General features: G+C 50.9%; 20 protein-coding genes. 10 read left to right on the top strand and 10 right to left on the bottom strand.

Going from position 1 to position 18,419, the window contains the following annotated elements; translation table 11 throughout:
* Positions 1-27 precede the first annotated feature (27 nt).
* From rfaP to rfaQ, 3 genes are read right to left on the bottom strand one after another with little or no spacing between them, the layout of a single operon-like run.
* Positions 28-828, bottom strand: coding sequence for a lipopolysaccharide core heptose(I) kinase RfaP (rfaP, locus tag OGY71_RS15510; RefSeq protein WP_126317226.1), 801 nt, complete (start codon positions 826-828; stop codon positions 28-30).
* Positions 821-1,945 (bottom strand): glycosyltransferase family 4 protein, encoded by a 1,125-nt coding sequence (locus OGY71_RS15515; protein WP_003827294.1) that lies wholly within the window; start codon positions 1,943-1,945, stop codon positions 821-823. The genes rfaP and OGY71_RS15515 overlap by 8 nt, the downstream gene beginning before the upstream one ends.
* A complete protein-coding gene (gene rfaQ / locus OGY71_RS15520; RefSeq protein WP_003827293.1) occupies positions 1,942-3,009 on the bottom strand; it encodes a lipopolysaccharide core heptosyltransferase RfaQ in 1,068 nt (355 codons plus the stop codon). The genes OGY71_RS15515 and rfaQ overlap by 4 nt, the downstream gene beginning before the upstream one ends.
* Before the next feature lie 408 nt (positions 3,010-3,417).
* Here rfaQ and waaA point away from each other — a divergent pair, with 408 nt between their 5' ends.
* Positions 3,418-4,695 (top strand): lipid IV(A) 3-deoxy-D-manno-octulosonic acid transferase, encoded by a 1,278-nt coding sequence (waaA, locus tag OGY71_RS15525; RefSeq protein WP_003827291.1) that lies wholly within the window; start codon positions 3,418-3,420, stop codon positions 4,693-4,695.
* Positions 4,696-4,703: 8 nt separating this feature from the next.
* Positions 4,704-5,183 carry a pantetheine-phosphate adenylyltransferase gene (gene coaD, locus OGY71_RS15530; protein ID WP_003024099.1) on the top strand — a complete coding sequence of 160 codons (480 nt, stop codon included), beginning with the start codon at positions 4,704-4,706 and terminating at the stop codon, positions 5,181-5,183.
* A gap of 38 nt (positions 5,184-5,221) precedes the next feature.
* Here coaD and mutM read toward each other — a convergent pair whose 3' ends face one another.
* The 4 genes from mutM to radC all read right to left on the bottom strand — a co-directional run bounded on the left by mutM (position 5,222) and on the right by radC (position 7,496).
* Positions 5,222-6,031, bottom strand: coding sequence for a bifunctional DNA-formamidopyrimidine glycosylase/DNA-(apurinic or apyrimidinic site) lyase (gene mutM / locus OGY71_RS15535; protein WP_003827288.1), 810 nt, complete (start codon positions 6,029-6,031; stop codon positions 5,222-5,224).
* 98 nt (positions 6,032-6,129) lie between these two features.
* A complete protein-coding gene (gene rpmG, locus OGY71_RS15540; protein ID WP_003024094.1) occupies positions 6,130-6,297 on the bottom strand; it encodes a 50S ribosomal protein L33 in 168 nt (55 codons plus the stop codon).
* Between the two features lie 20 nt (positions 6,298-6,317).
* On the bottom strand, positions 6,318-6,554 hold the full coding sequence (gene rpmB, locus OGY71_RS15545) for a 50S ribosomal protein L28 (protein WP_003024071.1): 237 nt from the start codon (positions 6,552-6,554) through the stop codon (positions 6,318-6,320).
* 276 nt (positions 6,555-6,830) lie between these two features.
* The gene (radC, locus tag OGY71_RS15550; protein WP_063941160.1) at positions 6,831-7,496 is read right to left on the bottom strand and encodes a RadC family protein; all 666 of its coding nucleotides are present in this window, start codon (positions 7,494-7,496) and stop codon (positions 6,831-6,833) included.
* 171 nt (positions 7,497-7,667) lie between these two features.
* Here radC and coaBC point away from each other — a divergent pair, with 171 nt between their 5' ends.
* The 3 genes from coaBC (at position 7,668) to slmA (ending at position 10,037) form a co-directional block, all read left to right on the top strand.
* Positions 7,668-8,888 (top strand): bifunctional phosphopantothenoylcysteine decarboxylase/phosphopantothenate--cysteine ligase CoaBC, encoded by a 1,221-nt coding sequence (gene coaBC, locus OGY71_RS15555; RefSeq protein ID WP_122973903.1) that lies wholly within the window; start codon positions 7,668-7,670, stop codon positions 8,886-8,888.
* The gene (gene dut, locus OGY71_RS15560; RefSeq protein WP_003827259.1) at positions 8,866-9,324 is read left to right on the top strand and encodes a dUTP diphosphatase; all 459 of its coding nucleotides are present in this window, start codon (positions 8,866-8,868) and stop codon (positions 9,322-9,324) included. The genes coaBC and dut overlap by 23 nt, the downstream gene beginning before the upstream one ends.
* A 116-nt stretch (positions 9,325-9,440) precedes the next feature.
* The gene (gene slmA / locus OGY71_RS15565; protein ID WP_003827257.1) at positions 9,441-10,037 is read left to right on the top strand and encodes a nucleoid occlusion factor SlmA; all 597 of its coding nucleotides are present in this window, start codon (positions 9,441-9,443) and stop codon (positions 10,035-10,037) included.
* 66 nt (positions 10,038-10,103) lie between these two features.
* Here the strand turns inward: slmA and pyrE are convergent, their stop codons facing one another.
* The gene (gene pyrE / locus OGY71_RS15570) at positions 10,104-10,745 is read right to left on the bottom strand and encodes an orotate phosphoribosyltransferase (RefSeq protein WP_003827256.1); all 642 of its coding nucleotides are present in this window, start codon (positions 10,743-10,745) and stop codon (positions 10,104-10,106) included.
* A gap of 65 nt (positions 10,746-10,810) precedes the next feature.
* Complete coding sequence (gene rph, locus OGY71_RS15575) at positions 10,811-11,527, bottom strand: ribonuclease PH (protein WP_003024054.1); 717 nt, start codon at positions 11,525-11,527, stop codon at positions 10,811-10,813.
* 125 nt (positions 11,528-11,652) lie between these two features.
* On the opposite strand from rph, the gene OGY71_RS15580 reads away from it, so the two are divergent.
* Together OGY71_RS15580 and OGY71_RS15585 are read left to right on the top strand one after the other, a co-directional pair.
* Positions 11,653-12,516, top strand: a complete 864-nt coding sequence (locus tag OGY71_RS15580) for a YicC/YloC family endoribonuclease (protein WP_003024052.1) — start codon at positions 11,653-11,655, stop codon at positions 12,514-12,516.
* A 259-nt stretch (positions 12,517-12,775) separates the two neighbouring features.
* Positions 12,776-13,393 (top strand): trimeric intracellular cation channel family protein, encoded by a 618-nt coding sequence (locus OGY71_RS15585; RefSeq protein ID WP_003024049.1) that lies wholly within the window; start codon positions 12,776-12,778, stop codon positions 13,391-13,393.
* Here the strand turns inward: OGY71_RS15585 and ligB are convergent.
* Complete coding sequence (ligB, locus tag OGY71_RS15590; protein WP_003827252.1) at positions 13,390-15,069, bottom strand: NAD-dependent DNA ligase LigB; 1,680 nt, start codon at positions 15,067-15,069, stop codon at positions 13,390-13,392. The genes OGY71_RS15585 and ligB overlap by 4 nt on opposite strands.
* Positions 15,070-15,330: 261 nt before the next feature.
* Here ligB and gmk point away from each other — a divergent pair, with 261 nt between their 5' ends.
* From gmk to spoT, 3 genes are read left to right on the top strand one after another with little or no spacing between them, the layout of a single operon-like run.
* Positions 15,331-15,954: a guanylate kinase gene (gene gmk / locus OGY71_RS15595; protein ID WP_003024042.1), complete on the top strand. Its 624-nt coding sequence runs from the start codon at positions 15,331-15,333 to the stop codon at positions 15,952-15,954.
* Positions 15,955-16,008: 54 nt separating this feature from the next.
* Positions 16,009-16,284 (top strand): DNA-directed RNA polymerase subunit omega, encoded by a 276-nt coding sequence (rpoZ, locus tag OGY71_RS15600; protein ID WP_000135058.1) that lies wholly within the window; start codon positions 16,009-16,011, stop codon positions 16,282-16,284.
* A gap of 18 nt (positions 16,285-16,302) precedes the next feature.
* Positions 16,303-18,417 carry a bifunctional GTP diphosphokinase/guanosine-3',5'-bis pyrophosphate 3'-pyrophosphohydrolase gene (gene spoT, locus OGY71_RS15605; protein ID WP_003024038.1) on the top strand — a complete coding sequence of 705 codons (2,115 nt, stop codon included), beginning with the start codon at positions 16,303-16,305 and terminating at the stop codon, positions 18,415-18,417.
* Positions 18,418-18,419: the final 2 nt, after the last annotated feature.

Here is an 18,419-nt window from a genome sequence, read left to right on the forward strand (position 1 = left end):
ATTTACAACATATTTTTACAGTTAAAATCACAATGATTTGCGAATTGTTCTTTCGCGAATAGATCTGGCTTTTCCTTCAACCTGTTCAATGAACACACCCTCATTCTTAATAATATCTTTCAGGCTACGATTGAAGTATACTTTTAAAAATCTATAATAATCTCGAGTCGTCAATCCAATATTATCGGATGAAAAATAAAGTCCAGTAAGATCCTTATTACGCCAACGTAATGGCACTTTATTTCTAATTTGTGCCCGATGCAGATCGATCACCGAAATTTTTAGACTATCTTCATTTTTATCATCAAATGGAAGATGAAGTAAGAAATGGCAAATATAACAATCACGATGGTTAACACCGCCAAGATGCATCGCGCGAACCATATCGGCTACGCGTTGAATCAGCATTCTTTTTACGTGCGGATGCGGGGGTTCAACACTCCAATTCGCACAATAATCTTCCAGGCTAATAGTTGGCGTTAAATCTTCGGTAATGATAAAAGAGGTTTTCTTTACCGGATTCCAACCCGTTTCGCCAAATGCAACGCCATGCATCGTATCAACGCCTAAGGAGGCTAAACGATGTATGGCATTCCACTCACGGTCGGCACCCAGTACCGGCATACGAAGTGACAGTAGGTTTTTAATGACTTCTTTATAAGTGGTACCTCGGTGCCACTTCAAAAAATAGCTCTTATCAGCAACGCTAAAACGAAGTGTGCGACGGGTTTCTAGTTCCCGAAAGACCTCACCCTGAAGCTTTCTAACCTCGATGAATGGGTCTTTTCCCTTCCACAATGTGGCAAAGGGTTCATTTAACTCAACCATGCAATTCACCTGTAATAATATCCGCTACATGTTCTGGCAAACTATAAAGATCCTGCGTATCCGCATAATGCCGCGCATTTTTCGCCCACTTTTCACGAAGAGAACTATCCGCCAGGACCTTATGCAAATCGTCATCAAGCGCATGTTGCTCAAAAGGTTCACTCAATACAACACCGCATCCTGCCGCCGCTACGTGAGGTGCGTAACCGCAGACCTCCGTCACGAGCACAGGCAAACCCGCCGCGATAGCTTCAACCAGTACAATTCCCGCAGCTTCCTGCTTCGCCGGATGTAATAACACGTCCGCAGCCGCCATCAGATGTGCAACATCATCACGCCCAGCAAAGAAATGGACGTTCTCTTTCACACCCATTCTTTCTGCCTGTGCAGCGAATGCGCGAGGTTTATCCTGACCAACAACAAAGAGCTGGGTTTGACGACGGATAGCCTCAGGCAGTGCGGCAACAGCAGCAATTGAGCGGCCGACCCCTTTTCGTGAAAAATCAGAACCAACCTGCAACAATAAGAAGTGATCCGGAGTGATGCCGATGGCTTCACGGTAGCGTTCGCGGCTACCGGGGGCCTGGCTACTGTATTTTCTATCGGGATAGATGCCGGGCGGAAGAAGCTGAAAGCGCTCGTCTTCCGTATGGTAATACATTTTAAAATCAAGGATTTGTTTTGTAGTCAGCATCAGCAACTTTGTCTTCATCCCTGGTTTAAACACAGCTTGCTCAAAGGCTGCGTAGTGACGGTATCGCGCCGTTAAGCGATACAAGAACCCCTTTTCTTTCGCTACCTTCGCCGCATAACACACATCCGCTGCGTAGTAATAATCCAGCCCCGGCATTTTATTAAAACCCAGGACACGGTCTGCCGGGTACTGAGTTAAATGCTGCTGAACCCACGTCTGATACTGTTTATCTCTTCCATGGTTGGAATGTGCGGTAACCGGGACATCAACGCACTCAAATTCCGCCGGGCGCTCCCCTTGCCAGGCTCGTGTATAGACTCGGACATGATGCCCGCGCGCCGCGATCGTTTTAGCGATACGCATAAAGTCACGCTGTAGCCCACCATAGGGAAAATATTTGTACAGACAGAGGGCAACAATCATTGTGCATTCACCTCAATTTCTGGCGCGTCGCCATTAAGCACTTGCCAGGCGGCGTTAATAACATCCTCCGCAGGGATAACTGACGGATATTTATAACTGCGGTCCAGCTGCTCTCTTGGCGGTACTGGCTGATAGTTTCCAGCCCATAGCAACGTGACATTTTCCGCCCATGGCCGCCATGCGATATGATCCGTCGCGCCAAACAAACAAATGATAGGGGTCTTCACCGCTGCGGAAATATGCATAGGCGCGGAGTCAACACCGATAAACAACGCCGCATGATCAATGAGAGCAGCCAATTCAGGAAACGTCGTTTTACCCGCAAGCGCGGTGACGGGAGATAATTTGCATCCCTCAGCAATATCATGGATACATTCCTGGTCTTCCTTCCCAGGTCCAGAGGTCAGCACAACCGGATAACCTTGTTCCTGTAAGGCATCAATAACCTCACAAAATTTCTCGTTATCCCAACATTTAAAGATCTGACGTGCGGTTGGCTGAATAACCACATAGCGCTCACCCACGCTGAGCTGTTTTAGCTGTTCATGGATATTTTTCCAATGGGAAGGAGCGTAGTGCATGGACAGTTCGTGATTGAGTGTTTTAAGCCCAAGTGGATTCAGAATCGACAGGTTACGCTCGACGATATGGTCGCCAGTAATCGGCACAAGATGCGTAAAGCTCTTCTGCCAGAAAGGCTTCTGACGGTGCGGGAAATCAGGAGAAAGTTTTGTATCAGCGGACAAAAAGCGGACCAATAGTGCAACCAGCCACTGATCGGTCAAGTTGATTACTAAATCATATTGGTTTTGGCGTAATTTTTTTATTAATGAAATGAAATTAGCGATTTTCTTTTTTGTCGTGGCGTTTTTCTTACTGATTCCATATAGCGCATTAATTTCCGGATTTTCAGATAAAATCGGCTTTGTGTCTTCGTAAAGGAGCACATCGATTTTGGCATCAGGATAGTTACGTTTTAATGTACTGATGACGGGGGTTGTCAGCAGCATATCGCCATGAAAACGCATTTTAATGACCAGGATATTTCTGAATAACTTTTCCACAAGCGGCTCTTTTGTTGAGAGTGTCCGATACCGTTAAGCAAAAAAAAGCACGCTACCGCCCCAAGCTCAACAGTTGCCTGATTACTGATATCGCACTAAAATTTTGCGCGCTAGTGTACCACTTCTTTAGTGGCAATCCGATACGAATAAAAGTTAAGCACATTTTTCTTTTCGTCTTTCCAATCAATTCATTAGCGCAGATTAATGTCAACTTTAAAACCAATTTCGTTATCCTCTCTAGCCCCTGACTTTAATTTCAAAGAGTTACGCCAGAATGTAACTTAATGGTCTATCACACGTCAGATTGACCACTTTAGCGTCTAATTGGTCCCTGAATGGCAAAAGTAATAGCAAAGCACCGGGTAAATACATAGAATCCACAGCACATCCATTAGCCAGCTAACGCCCATGCTTGAGTTGCTTTACACCACATTGCTCTACCTTATTCAGCCTTTGATCTGGATACGGCTTTGGGTGCGCGGACGTAAGGCTCCGGCCTACCGTAAACGCTGGGGCGAACGCTACGGCTTTTATCGCCGCCCGCTAAAACCCGGCGGCATCATGCTTCATTCGGTCTCTGTGGGCGAAACGCTGGCTGCAATCCCATTAGTCCGCGCTCTGCGCCACCGTTATCCCGACTTGCCGATCACGGTCACCACCATGACGCCAACCGGTTCCGAGCGGGTACAATCTGCTTTTGGCACTGACGTTCAGCATATTTATCTGCCTTACGATTTACCGGATGCCCTGAACCGTTTTCTGAATAAAGTTGACCCCAAACTGGTGTTAATTATGGAAACCGAGCTGTGGCCAAATCTGATCGCGGCACTCCATAAGCGCCACATTCCTCTGGTCATTGCCAACGCACGGCTTTCTGCTCGTTCAGCCGCTGGTTATGCGAAATTAGGTAAATTTGTTGGCAGACTACTGCGTCGAATTACGTTGATTGCCGCACAAAACGAAGAAGATGGCGCACGTTTTATTACGCTTGGCGCCAGAAGCAATCAAGTCACCGTTACTGGCAGCCTGAAGTTTGATATATCCGTCACACCGCAACTGGCCGCAAAAGCGGTGACATTACGTCGTCAATGGGCGCCTCACCGCCCGGTATGGATTGCAACCAGCACCCACGACGGTGAAGAAAGCATCATCATTGCCGCTCATCAGGCGTTATTAAATCAGTTCCCGAATCTTTTATTGATTCTGGTTCCCAGACATCCAGAACGGTTCCCGGATGCCATTAACCTTGTACGCCAGGCTGGACTAAGCTATACCACTCGTTCTTCGGGTGAAGTTCCATCATCAGGCACTCAGGTTGTGATCGGCGATACCATGGGTGAGCTGATGTTGCTGTATGGCATTGCCGACCTTGCTTTTGTCGGCGGTTCACTGGTTGAACGTGGTGGACACAACCCGCTGGAAGCGGCAGCGCATGCTATTCCGGTGTTGATGGGACCACATACGTTTAATTTTAAAGATATTTGCGCCCGTCTCGAACAGGCAAGCGGATTGATCACCGTCACCGACGCAACTACGCTGGTGAAAGAGGTCTCTTCCTTACTGACCGATGCAGATTATCGTAATTTTTATGGCCGTCACGCAGTTGAAGTTCTGTATCAAAATCAGGGCGCGCTACAGCGTCTGCTGCAACTGCTGGAACCTTACCTGCCACCCAAAACGCATTGAGGCAAGTCATGCAAAAACGGGCGATTTATCCAGGAACCTTTGATCCTATTACTAACGGCCACCTTGATATCGTGACGCGTGCTACAAGCATGTTTGATCACGTAATTCTGGCGATTGCCGCAAGCCCCAGTAAAAAGCCGATGTTTACTCTGGAAGAGCGCGTTGAGCTGGCACAACAGGCAACGGCGCATCTTGGCAATGTGGAAGTGCTGGGATTCAGCGATCTGATGGCAAACTTTGCCCGTGATAATCAGGCGAACATTCTGATCCGTGGCCTGCGCGCGGTAGCCGATTTTGAATATGAAATGCAGCTGGCCCATATGAACCGCCATCTTATGCCGCAACTGGAAAGCGTTTTTCTGATGCCATCTAAAGAGTGGTCTTTTATCTCATCGTCACTGGTGAAAGAAGTTGCCCGCCACCAGGGTGACGTGACACACTTTTTGCCGGAAAACGTCCATCAGGCGTTAATGAGTAAACTGAAGTAATGCACCTGGCCGGATGCAGCATCCGGCCAGCAATGACACTATTTCTGACAGCGACGGCAATAGAACGTTGTACGCTGGGCGTGTTTTGTCGCAACAATCGGTGCGCCGCATGCACGACACGGTTCACCTTCTCTCCCATAGACCTGCAGCTCCTGGGCAAAATAGCCAGGCTTACCGTCACTTTGCAGAAAGTCTTTCAGCGTCGTCCCGCCCTGCTCGATAGAACGCAGCAACACCGCCTTGATAACGCGTACCAGCAATTCACACTCATCTTTCGACAGCGATGACGCAAGACGGTCAGGATGAATCCCAGCCGCAAATAGCGACTCGCTGGCGTAGATATTACCCACACCCACCACCAGCTTGTTATCCATCAACCAGGGTTTAATCGCCGTTTTCTTCTTTGCACATTTCTGCTGTAGATAATTGGCGTTGAAATCGTCGCTCAGCGGCTCAGGGCCAAGATGGGCGAGGACATTATGTCCATCCAGTTCTTTAGTCCACAGCCAGGCGCCAAAGCGGCGGGGATCGGTATAACGCAGAACTTTGCCGTTGCTCATCACTAAGTCAACGTGGTCGTGCTTGTCTGCCGGAAGCTCTTCAGGAAGGATACGCAAGCTACCCGACATCCCCAGATGAATGATTATCCAGCCATCCGCCAGTTCTAGCAGCAGGTATTTCGCGCGCCGCTGTACGCTGAGGACAGGTTGATCACTCAGACGATAGATTTCCTCAGATACTGGCCAACGCAAACGACCGTTACGCACCGTCGCGTGCATAATCGTTGCTCCCACCAGATGCGGCTCAATACCACGGCGGCTGGTTTCGACTTCAGGTAATTCAGGCATAGTATCTCCGGCGGTATGTCAGGTCTCATTAATATGGGGACGGCCAGAAAACAAAAAACCCCGCCGAGGCAGGGTTTTTCTTTACATCAAAACGAAAATTATTTGATTTTCGCTTCTTTGTATAAAACGTGCTGACGAACAACTGGATCGAACTTTTTCAGTTCCAGTTTTTCCGGCTTAGTACGTTTGTTCTTCGTAGTGGTATAGAAGTGACCAGTACCAGCAGAAGAAACCAGCTTGATTTTCTCACGAATACCTTTAGCCATGATTTATTTCCTCTTAGTACTTAGTACTTTTCGCCACGGGCACGCAGTTCAGACAGAACTGTTTCGATGCCTTTCTTATCAATAACACGCATACCTTTAGCAGATACACGCAGGGTGACAAAACGCTTCTCGCTCTCAACCCAAAAACGGTGAGAGTGCAGGTTAGGCAGGAAACGGCGTTTAGTCGCGTTCAGTGCGTGGGAACGGTTGTTACCGGTCACCGGACGCTTGCCAGTAACTTGGCAGACTCGGGACATGTCTATTCTCCAAAAATCAAATTAGCTCGAGCTTCGTATGGGGTATTGGCGCCTCGTCAGGCTTCTCAGCCCGGTTATCGCAGTTCAATACACTTAATCTTTCAATGTTGCCTCGTCATTGGACGCAACAAGAATGATTTTGCGTATTTGCGAACTCTCGATTGCCAGGCCCAAATGCCAAACCCGAGATTCTCAAAGGTGGCGTAGTATACGCTGAGTCAGCGATGTGCTCAAGTCCCGAACAGACAAAGATCCCGATGGATCGCGTAAAGTGCGTTAAATCCAACCGCGTTCCGCAAAAGAAACGTACTCTCCGCGCCCAATGACCAGATGATCAAGCACCCGGATATCCATGAACTGACAGCATTTCACAACACGCTCGGTGATGAGTTTATCTGCTTTACTCGGCTCTGCACACCCCGAAGGGTGATTATGCGCAAGGATCACCGCAGAAGCATTCATTTTTATCGCTTCCCGGACAATTTCTCTCGGATGTACCTCGACATGGCTAAGCGTACCGGAAAAAAGTTTGCTGTGTTTAATCACGCGATGTTGAGAATCCATAAAGATCACCAGAAAGATCTCGCGTTCCTCTTGCGAAAGCTGGCTTTGCAGAAATTCTCGCGCCATTTCCGGACTAAGTAGAGCACGCTCCTCTATCACTCGCACTTTGTAGTAGCGTCTTGCCAGCTCCGCAATCCCCTTCAACTGTGCGTACTTCGCGATACCGATTCCCTGAACATAGCTAAAATCCATGTAATCAGCAGACAACAGGCCATACAGCGACTCAAAATGCTGAAGCATCTCTTTCGCCAGCGTAAGCACATCTTTACCCTGCATGCCGGTACGTAAAAAAAGAGCCAAAAGCTCAACATCGGTCAGAGAACTGGCCCCCTGCGCCAACAGCTTTTCCCGGGGCATCATACTTCCTGTATTTTCCATGCTTCTCCCTCCTCTCGCGTCCGCATAGTGGCATAACACCGACGGTGAATCGACGTGCTGTTTTCACTTCTTCGTAGCGCCTCGCAAAGTGGAGTACGGTCAAAAGCACGACAAATTGCGGATTGTGATAAAATATCCGCCTTCTGGTGAAACCCAACAGGAAAGATCATGATGAGCCTGGCCGGTAAAAAAATCGTACTTGGCGTCAGTGGCGGTATTGCTGCGTACAAGACCCCTGAGCTGGTGCGTCGTTTACGGGAACGCGGCGCTGATGTCCGCGTGGCGATGACCGAAGCGGCAAAAGCATTTATTACTCCCCTGAGTTTACAGGCGGTTTCAGGTTATCCCGTTTCCGACAGCCTGCTTGACCCCGCAGCCGAAGCCGCGATGGGCCACATTGAGCTGGGGAAATGGGCCGATTTGGTCATCCTGGCACCCGCTACAGCAGACCTGATTGCTCGTGTCGCCGCAGGTATGGCCAACGACCTGGTGTCAACGATTTGTCTGGCAACGCCTGCTCCTGTTGCTGTACTGCCAGCCATGAACCAGCAGATGTACCGCGCTGCCGCGACCCAGCACAATCTGGGTATTCTTGCCTCACGCGGTTTACTCATTTGGGGTCCTGACAGCGGTAGTCAGGCATGTGGTGATATCGGCCCTGGGCGCATGCTGGATCCGTTAACGATTGTGGATATGGCGGCAGAACATTTTTCACCTGTCAACGATCTGCAACATCTCAACATCATGATTACGGCAGGTCCGACGCGTGAACCGCTTGATCCCGTGCGTTATATTTCCAACCACAGTTCCGGGAAGATGGGGTTTGCGATCGCGGCCGCTGCCGCAAAGCGCGGGGCAAACGTCACACTGGTATCGGGTCCGGTTTCGTTATCCACACCACCATTTGTTCAGCGGGTTGATGTGATGACCGCGCTGGAAATGGAAGCCGCTGTGCAATCTGCAGTGCAACAACAGCATATTTTTATCGGTTGCGCTGCAGTCGCTGATTATCGCGCTGAAACTGTCGCCCACGAAAAAATAAAAAAACAAGCGACGCAGGGTGATGAATTAACAGTAAAAATGGTCAAAAACCCGGACATTATCGCCGGTGTTGCCGCACTGGATGTTAACCGTCCTTTTGTCGTTGGGTTTGCCGCCGAAACAAATAATGTGGAAGAATATGCCCGGCAAAAGCGCATCCGCAAAAACCTTGATGTGATCTGTGCGAACGACGTTTCACTGTCAACTCAAGGGTTTAACAGCGATAGCAACGCATTACACCTTTTTTGGCAGGATGGAGACAAAGTCTTACCGCTTGAGCGTAAAGAACTCCTGGGCCAATTATTACTCGACGAGATCGTGACCCGTTATGATGAAAAAAATCGACGTTAAGATTCTGGACCCGCGCGTAGGGCAACAATTTCCGCTCCCGACGTACGCCACTTCTGGTTCTGCCGGACTTGACCTGCGTGCTTGTCTTGATGACGCCGTAGAGCTGGCGCCGGGCGCAACAACGCTGGTGCCAACCGGGTTAGCTATCCACATTGCCGATCCTTCTCTGGCAGCGGTAATGCTCCCGCGCTCCGGGCTGGGCCATAAGCACGGTATCGTGCTGGGCAATCTGGTTGGTTTGATTGATTCCGACTACCAGGGCCAACTGATGGTGTCCGTCTGGAACCGTGGTCAGGACAGCTTCACTATTGAGCCGGGCGAACGTATCGCGCAAATGGTATTTGTACCGGTCGTGCAGGCTGAATTTAATCTGGTGGAAGAGTTTGAAGCCACCGATCGTGGCGAAGGTGGCTTCGGCCATTCCGGGCGCAAGTAACCCGCAGAAAAGTATCCCATAGCGTAATAACGCAATAACACACCGCAAACATCAGTTTGCGGTCGCTGTGTGGATGCCTGCCTGGCAAGAGCTTATTTTCAGGGGTATTTTGTAACATGGTAGAAAAGCAAACTGCGAAAAGGAATCGTCGCGAAGAAATACTTCAGTCTCTGGCACTGATGCTTGAGTCCAGCGATGGTAGCCAACGCATCACCACAGCAAAGCTGGCAGCCTCAGTTGGCGTATCCGAAGCGGCATTGTATCGCCATTTCCCCAGCAAGACCCGTATGTTCGATAGTCTGATTGAGTTTATCGAAGATAGTTTGATTACGCGTATCAATCTGATTTTGAAAGATGAAAAGGACACCAACGCGCGTCTGCGCCTGATCGTTCTGCTGATTTTAGGGTTTGGTGAGCGTAATCCTGGCCTGACACGAATTCTGACCGGACACGCGTTGATGTTCGAGCAAGACCGTCTGCAAGGTCGCATTAACCAACTTTTTGAGCGCATTGAAGCGCAGTTGCGCCAGGTTCTACGAGAAAAAAGAATGCGTGAAGGTGAAGGCTACACCGTGGATGAAACGCTGCTGGCCAGCCAGTTACTGGCTTTCTGCGAAGGTATGCTGTCCCGGTTTGTACGTAGCGAATTTAAATACCGCCCAACGGATGATTTTGACACCCGCTGGCCGTTGGTTGCCGCTCAATTGCAGTAGCGATTTCGTCTTGTCCGGCCTACGGGGTTACGTAGGCCGGATAAGCGCAGCGCCATCCGGCAGTTATTAAACGCCGTACGTTTCGCGATAGGCCCGTACTGCCACCAGATGCTCCGCCATCTCTGGTTTCTCTTCCAGATACGCAATCAGATCTTTCAGGGTAATGATAGAAATCACCTTGCAGCCATAATCACGTTCCACTTCCTGAATCGCGGAAATCTCGCCGCGACCGCGTTCCTGACGATCGAGAGAAATCAGTACCCCCGCCAGAGTGGCGCCATTCGCCTGGATAATTTCCATCGACTCACGAATCGCCGTACCTGCGGTGATAACATCATCCACCAGCATCACGCGTCCCTCTAGTGCGCTACCGACCAGATTCCCGCCTTCACCGTGGGTCTTCGCCTCTTTACGGTTAAAGCAGTACGGCAAATCTTTATCGTGGTGTTCCGCCAGCGCAACGGCCGTTGTGGTCGCAATCGGAATACCTTTGTAGGCAGGACCAAACAGCAAATCGAACTCGATACCGGAATCCACCAGCGCTTCGGCATAAAAACGGCCTAACAGTGCCAGGTCGCGCCCGGTATTAAACAGCCCGGCGTTGAAGAAATAGGGGCTTTTGCGCCCGGATTTCAGCGTAAATTCGCCAAACTTTAGTACCTGCTTGCTAAGCGCAAACTCAATAAACTGGCGCTGATACGGTTTCATGGATTCGCTCCTCATCTCACTTTATTACAGACAAAAAAAAGGCGACTCATCAGTCGCCTTTAAAATCAATTTTCTAACGCCGCCTTCTGCGTCGCTACAATGGATTCGATTCCCCCTCGAGCCAATGCCAGTAGGGTGAGAAGTTCTTCATGGCTGAACGGTTCGCCTTCCGCCGTGCCCTGAACCTCTATAATGCGACCGTCCTCAGTCATCACTACGTTCATGTCGGTTTCAGCAGCAGAGTCTTCAACATACTCAAGGTCACAGAGTGCTTCACCATTCACAATGCCCACGGAAACCGCGGCGACCATCCCTTTCATCGGGTTAGTTTTCAGCTTACCGCTCGCCACCAGCTTGTTCAGCGCATCAGCCAACGCAACGCATGCGCCGGTAATTGAAGCGGTGCGCGTACCACCATCGGCCTGAATAACATCGCAGTCCAGCGTAATTGTGAATTCGCCGAGCGTTTTCAGATCAACAGCTGCGCGCAGCGCGCGGGCGATCAGACGCTGGATTTCCATGGTACGACCGCCCTGCTTACCTTTTGCCGCTTCACGGGCGTTACGGGTGTGCGTAGCGCGTGGCAGCATGCCATATTCTGCGGTGATCCAGCCCTGGCCCTGACCTTTCAGAAAACGCGGTACGCCTTCATCAATAGAGGCGGTACACAGCACTTTGGTATCACCAAATTCGACCAGCACGGAGCCTTCAGCATGTTTTGTATAATTACGGGTCAGGGTGACGGGACGCACCTGATTGGCACTACGACCTGCTGGACGCATGATAAAATCTCCGGCTTGAAACGAATGTGGCTGCGCATTATACGGACTTCCGACTGTTATTCCTATCCTGACAAGACGCTGATGGCTATAATCCTCCCATCTCATCTTTAAAAACAGGAACGTCTATGATCCGCAGCATGACCGCCTACGCCCGGCGTGAAATCAAGGGTGAATGGGGTAGCGCCACCTGGGAAATGCGCTCGGTAAACCAGCGTTATCTGGAAACTTATTTTCGCCTGCCGGAGCAGTTCCGTAGTCTCGAACCCGTTGTTCGCGAACGTATTCGCACGCGTCTGACGCGCGGTAAAGTCGAATGTACGCTGCGTTTTGAGCCTGATGCCAGCGCGCAAGGCGAGCTGATTCTGAATGAAAAACTCGCTAAACAGCTCGTTAGCGCTGCTAACTGGGTCAAAATGCAGAGCGATGAAGGTGAAATCAACCCGGTTGATATCCTGCGCTGGCCAGGCGTAATGGCTGCCCAGGAGCAGGATCTGGACGCCATTGCCGCCGAAATCCTCGCCGCGCTTGATGGTACGCTGGATGACTTCATCGTTGCGCGTGAAACCGAAGGTCAGGCGCTGAAAGCGCTGATCGAGCAGCGTCTGGAAGGCGTCAGTGCTGAAGTCACAAAAGTGCGTGCTCATATGCCGGAAATCCTGCAATGGCAGCGCGAGCGTCTGGTTGCCAAACTGGAAGACGCCCAGGTGCAGTTGGAGAATAACCGCCTTGAGCAAGAACTGGTGCTGATGGCGCAGCGTATCGATGTGGCAGAAGAATTAGATCGTCTGGAAGCCCACGTCAAAGAAACCTACAACATTCTGAAGAAAAAAGAGGCCGTTGGCCGTCGTCTGGACTTCATGATGCAGGAATTCAACCGTGAGTCGAACACTCTGGCATCCAAGTCTATCAATGCCGAAGTGACGAATTCCGCGATTGAACTGAAGGTACTGATCGAGCAAATGCGCGAGCAGATTCAGAACATCGAATAAGTAGTCATTCAACGTAGCCCGCCAATAAATGGCGAGGCTACGTGTTTTTCCCGCCGCTTTAGTACTCTCCCCATTCAGTCCGAATTATATTTTCTCATCATTCATTATCACTACCCATAACACAAAGCGCATATCACCACGTATTTTCAGCACAGTCGCATTAGCTGTAGTTATTAAAATCACTTCACCTTAGAAAATCTCAATCGTGACAATGCGCACAAATCGCTAACCTTAGCCCCCAGCAAATCAGGGGGAATACATGCTGTTACACGTTTTATATTTAATTGGTATTACTGCCGAAGCCATGACCGGTGCGCTTGCAGCTGGGCGTCGTCGTATGGATACATTTGGCGTCATTATCATTGCCACCGCGACGGCCATTGGCGGCGGATCGGTACGCGACATTCTTCTCGGCCACTATCCGCTTGGCTGGGTAAAGCACCCTGAATACGTCATTATCGTGGCGACCGCTGCGGTACTCACCACCATTATTGCTCCCGTCATGCCCTATCTGCGCAAAATATTCCTCGTACTGGATGCGCTGGGCCTGGTGGTCTTTTCTATTATCGGTGCTCAGGTGGCACTGGATATGGGCCATGGACCGATTATCGCCGTGGTCGCTGCGGTCACCACCGGCGTCTTCGGTGGCGTATTACGCGACATGTTCTGCAAACGCATCCCGTTAGTGTTCCAGAAAGAGCTGTATGCCGGAGTTTCATTCGCCGCTGCAGTGCTGTACATCGTGCTACAGCACTATGTCTCCAGTCATGATGTGGTGGTTATCTCTACCCTACTCTTCGGCTTTACCGCCCGATTACTGGCACTGCGCCTGAAGTTAGGTCTGCCGGTATTTTACTATCGCCATGAAGGCCATTAAGATATAAAGCCCGCTATCCGCTGAGCAGCCAACCAGTTGCTCAGCGCTGTGACCTCCCGATCCTCCAGCCACTGAATAACCTGCCGTGCCCGCCGTTCTCCCATGAAAGGGAGCTGCCGCCAGCTTTGTTCATCACGTTCTTGTAATTGCTGCCACGAACTATCCCTGCTGGCATTCAGCGTTGCCTGTGTTAACGGTATTCCCATGGCAATCACCCAGCGCGTGAACGGGAGATGGCGCGACAGGTTGAACTGATGCCACAGCTTCTTCCCTTTGTTCACGCCGAAGGTGGACTGTAGCTGCGCCTGGGTTAATCCTAGCCAGGAAAAGATATGTTCAAAGCGATACGCCTGATGGAGCTTTCGCCATCCCGCCTCGCCGATCCCCTCCAGCCCCAGCACCTCTTTGCCACCCAGCCAGACCAGTCTGGCAACAAACTGTTCCTGGCACTCCGCTGCAGCATAAAAACAGGTTAATGAATTGAAGCGCCCCTCGGGGGGTATTGGCTTAGTACGCTGAGTGCTGCGCCAGACCACCTCGTCTATACGGGGTATCCCTTGTCCGGCCAGGCTCACCAGAATCTGATCGCCAGGCGCGATATCCCATTCATTCCAGCGTCGGACGGAGCCAATATTGACGCGCTGTACGCGTTTATCATCCAGCATGACGGGAGTCAGCAATGCAACCACCGCAATTTTCCCGCTTTTACCAACGGAGAACTGAATACCCGTTACCTCAGATACCCTCGTCACGGGAGGATGTTTCCACGCCGCCAGCCAGTCACCCTGTCCGGGTAGCCAATACTGTGCCCGTGGTTCTTTTGCCGTTCGCACCACGACACCATCCGTCACAAAAGGTAATGCTGAACTCCACCACCTGATGCGCGACTTTTCGACGTCATCCGCATTATTCACGGCCTGAGTATAGCGTTGCGTGTAACTGAACCCGGCAGCCGTGAGCTGCTCCAGTCTTTCAGACATGACCGCCGGACCATCAGGCCAGGCCCAGATAAAAATTGCCAGCGAGCGTAACATTTCCGGATTGCCCTGGCGCATCATCAATCCAGCAACCTTCGAGCGGGCATTCATTCCCCCGCTCTGCTTCTGAATATGCCCCTCTTGCTGCAAAAATATCTCACCCTGCAACGTACTGTTAGCGAGTTTCCCCCTGGTGGAATGTGGTACGGAAGGGATCTGTAGAACCTTTTGCGTCCAGTCTTCGCCTTGCAGGCCATTACCACGGCTAATCGCCCGTACCAGATTGCCATTGCGATAGACTAACGTCACCGCCACGCCATCCACCTTCGGTTGCACCCAGAGATTGCTGCGAGCGTGCATCCATTGCTGTAGCGCTTGCTTATCAGCAAGTTTTCGAACGCCCGTATGGGGAACAGGATGCGAGACGGTGCCACTTATTGGGGGCGCAGAAAGATCTGATGGGGCTTCATCGCCAAAACAGCGCTGCCATTGAATTAGTTGCGCATTGAGCTGGTCATAAACGCCGTCGTCTACGGCACTTTCCCCTTGTTTCCAGTAACTGTCATTCCACTGTGTAATCTGCTGCTGTAGTCGTGAAATTTCCTCGTTTGCCCTGGCAGGCGACCAGACGGGGCATACCGCCCATGCGGGTAGATACCCCATTAGCAAAACCAGCCCTATGCATTTCCATAATCCCATGCTATCTCCGCTGAACGATACGTTTCCCGGCAGGTATAGCGCGAAGTGAAATAGAAACAGAGCGGCAAAAATTCATCCTGCGAACAGCTTTCCGGACATTTACATGTATTGCTGCAAATCATCGATAAAACAGGAAACTGGTACGCAAAACGCAATAAACATGCGCAAAAAGTGTGACAAGGGCTACGTCACATAGCGGCTACGTGTATAATAAGCCCGTATGTAGGCTCTCTTTCGACAATCACATACATTAAGATACTCATGGCTCAAGGCACGCTTTATATTGTTTCTGCCCCCAGTGGCGCGGGTAAATCCAGCCTGATTCAGGCTTTATTAAAGACCCAACCGTTGTATGACACCCAGGTTTCTGTTTCGCACACCACGCGCGCACCGCGCCCGGGGGAAGTGCACGGTGAACACTATTTCTTTGTGAACCATGATGAATTCAGAACCATGATTGGTAGAGACGCGTTCCTGGAACACGCGGAGGTTTTCGGTAATTACTACGGCACCTCGCGTGAAACCATTGAGCAAGTATTAGCATCCGGCGTAGACGTCTTTTTAGATATCGACTGGCAAGGTGCGCAGCAAATTCGTGAAAAAATGCCGCATGCGCGCAGTATTTTTATTTTGCCACCGTCTAAGATTGAGCTGGACCGCCGCCTGCGTGGCCGCGGTCAGGATAGCGAAGACGTGATCGCGAAACGTATGGCGCAAGCTGTTGCAGAAATGAGCCATTACGCCGAATATGATTATCTTATTGTGAATGATGATTTCGACACCGCCCTGGGCGATTTGAAAACCATCATTCGCGCCGAACGTCTGCGCATGAGCCGCCAAAAGCAGCGTCATGACGCTTTAATCAGCAAACTGTTGGCAGACTGAACCCACATTCAGTATCATGCCCAGTCATTTCTTCACCTGTGGAGCATTTTAAGTATGGCACGCGTAACTGTTCAGGACGCTGTAGAGAAAATTGGTAACCGTTTTGACCTGGTACTGGTCGCCGCGCGTCGCGCTCGTCAGATGCAGGTAGGCGGAAAGGATCCGCTCGTACCGGAAGAAAACGATAAAACTACCGTTATCGCACTGCGCGAAATCGAAGAAGGTCTGATCAACAACCAGATCCTCGACGTGCGTGAGCGCCAGGAACAGCAAGAGCAGGAAGCCGCTGAATTACAAGCCGTTACCGCTATTGCTGAAGGTCGTCGTTAATCACAAAGCGGGTCGCCCTTGTATCTGTTTGAAAGCCTGAATCAACTGATTCAAAACTACCTGCCGGAAGACCAGATTAAGCGTCTTCGGCAGGCGTATCTCGTTGCACGTGACGCTCACGAGGGCCAGACACGTTCAAGCGGTGAACCCTATATCACGCACCCGGTAGCGGTAGCCTGCATTCTGGCCGAGATGAAACTCGACTACGAAACGCTGATGGCTGCGCTGCTGCATGACGTGATTGAAGATACCCCAGCCACCTATCAGGACATGGAACAGCTTTTTGGTAAAAGCGTTGCAGAGCTGGTAGAAGGGGTATCGAAGCTTGATAAGCTTAAGTTTCGCGATAAGAAAGAGGCGCAAGCTGAAAACTTTCGCAAGATGATTATGGCGATGGTGCAGGATATCCGCGTCATTCTCATCAAACTTGCCGACCGCACCCACAACATGCGCACGCTGGGCTCATTACGCCCGGACAAGCGTCGCCGCATCGCCCGCGAAACCCTCGAAATCTATAGTCCGCTGGCACACCGTTTAGGTATTCATCACATTAAAACCGAGCTGGAAGAGCTGGGTTTTGAAGCGCTGTACCCAAACCGCTATCGCGTGATTAAAGAAGTGGTTAAAGCCGCTCGCGGCAACCGCAAAGAGATGATCCAAAAAATCCTCTCGGAAATCGAAGGGCGTTTGCAGGAGGCTGGTATTCCGTGTCGCGTAAGCGGGCGTGAGAAGCACCTGTACTCTATTTACTGCAAAATGGTGCTCAAAGAGCAGCGTTTTCACTCCATCATGGATATCTACGCATTTCGCGTCATCGTTCATGATTCCGATACCTGCTATCGCGTACTCGGCCAGATGCACAGCCTGTACAAACCACGCCCTGGTCGCGTGAAAGACTATATCGCCATTCCGAAAGCGAACGGATATCAGTCTTTGCACACCTCAATGATCGGCCCTCATGGCGTCCCGGTTGAAGTACAGATTCGTACTGAAGACATGGACCAGATGGCAGAGATGGGTGTCGCAGCGCACTGGGCTTACAAAGAGCACGGCGGCGAAAGCAGCACCACTGCGCAAATCCGCGCTCAGCGCTGGATGCAAAGCTTGCTGGAACTGCAGCAGAGCGCCGGTAGCTCGTTTGAATTTATTGAAAGCGTTAAATCTGATCTCTTCCCGGATGAGATTTATGTTTTCACACCGGAAGGGCGCATTGTCGAACTGCCTGCCGGTGCAACACCTGTCGACTTCGCCTACGCTGTGCATACCGATATCGGTCACGCCTGCGTCGGCGCACGCGTAGACAGACAGCCTTACCCGCTTTCACAACCGCTCTTTAGCGGTCAGACAGTTGAGATTATTACCGCGCCGGGCGCACGTCCGAATGCCGCGTGGCTAAACTTCGTCGTCAGTTCGAAAGCGCGCGCCAAGATTCGCCAACTGTTGAAAAACCTCAAGCGCGATGATTCCGTCAGTCTGGGGCGTCGACTGCTCAACCATGCCCTGGGCGGTAGCCGTAAACTGGCTGAGATCCCGCCAGAGAGCATTCAGCGTGAGCTTGAGCGCATGAAGCTCGCCACGCTTGACGATCTGCTCGCAGAAATCGGTCTGGGTAACGCCATGAGCGTGGTGGTAGCGAAAAACCTCCAGCAGGGCGAAGCAACAGCGAACGTACCAGCACAATCCGGCCATGGTCATCTGCCGATCAAAGGCGCTGACGGCGTACTGATCACCTTCGCGAAATGCTGTCGTCCAATTCCAGGCGATCCAATCATTGCCCACGTCAGTCCGGGTAAAGGTCTGGTGATCCACCATGAGTCCTGCCGTAATATTCGTGGCTACCAGAAAGAGCCAGAGAAGTTTATGGCGGTGGAATGGGATAAAGAGACGGAGCAGGAATTCATCACCGAGATTAAGGTGGATATGTTTAACCACCAGGGTGCTCTGGCGAACCTGACGGCGGCAATCAACACGACCACCTCCAATATTCAAAGTCTGAATACGGAAGAGAAAGATGGCCGCGTTTATAGCGCCTTTATTCGCCTGACCGCTCGCGATCGTGTGCACCTGGCGAATATCATGCGCAAAATCCGCGTCATGCCGGACGTGATAAAAGTCACCCGTAACCGAAACTAGTC

This window comes from Citrobacter sp. Cpo109 (assembly GCF_030332565.1).
In the GTDB taxonomy this organism is placed as follows: Bacteria; Pseudomonadota; Gammaproteobacteria; order Enterobacterales; family Enterobacteriaceae; genus Citrobacter; species Citrobacter portucalensis.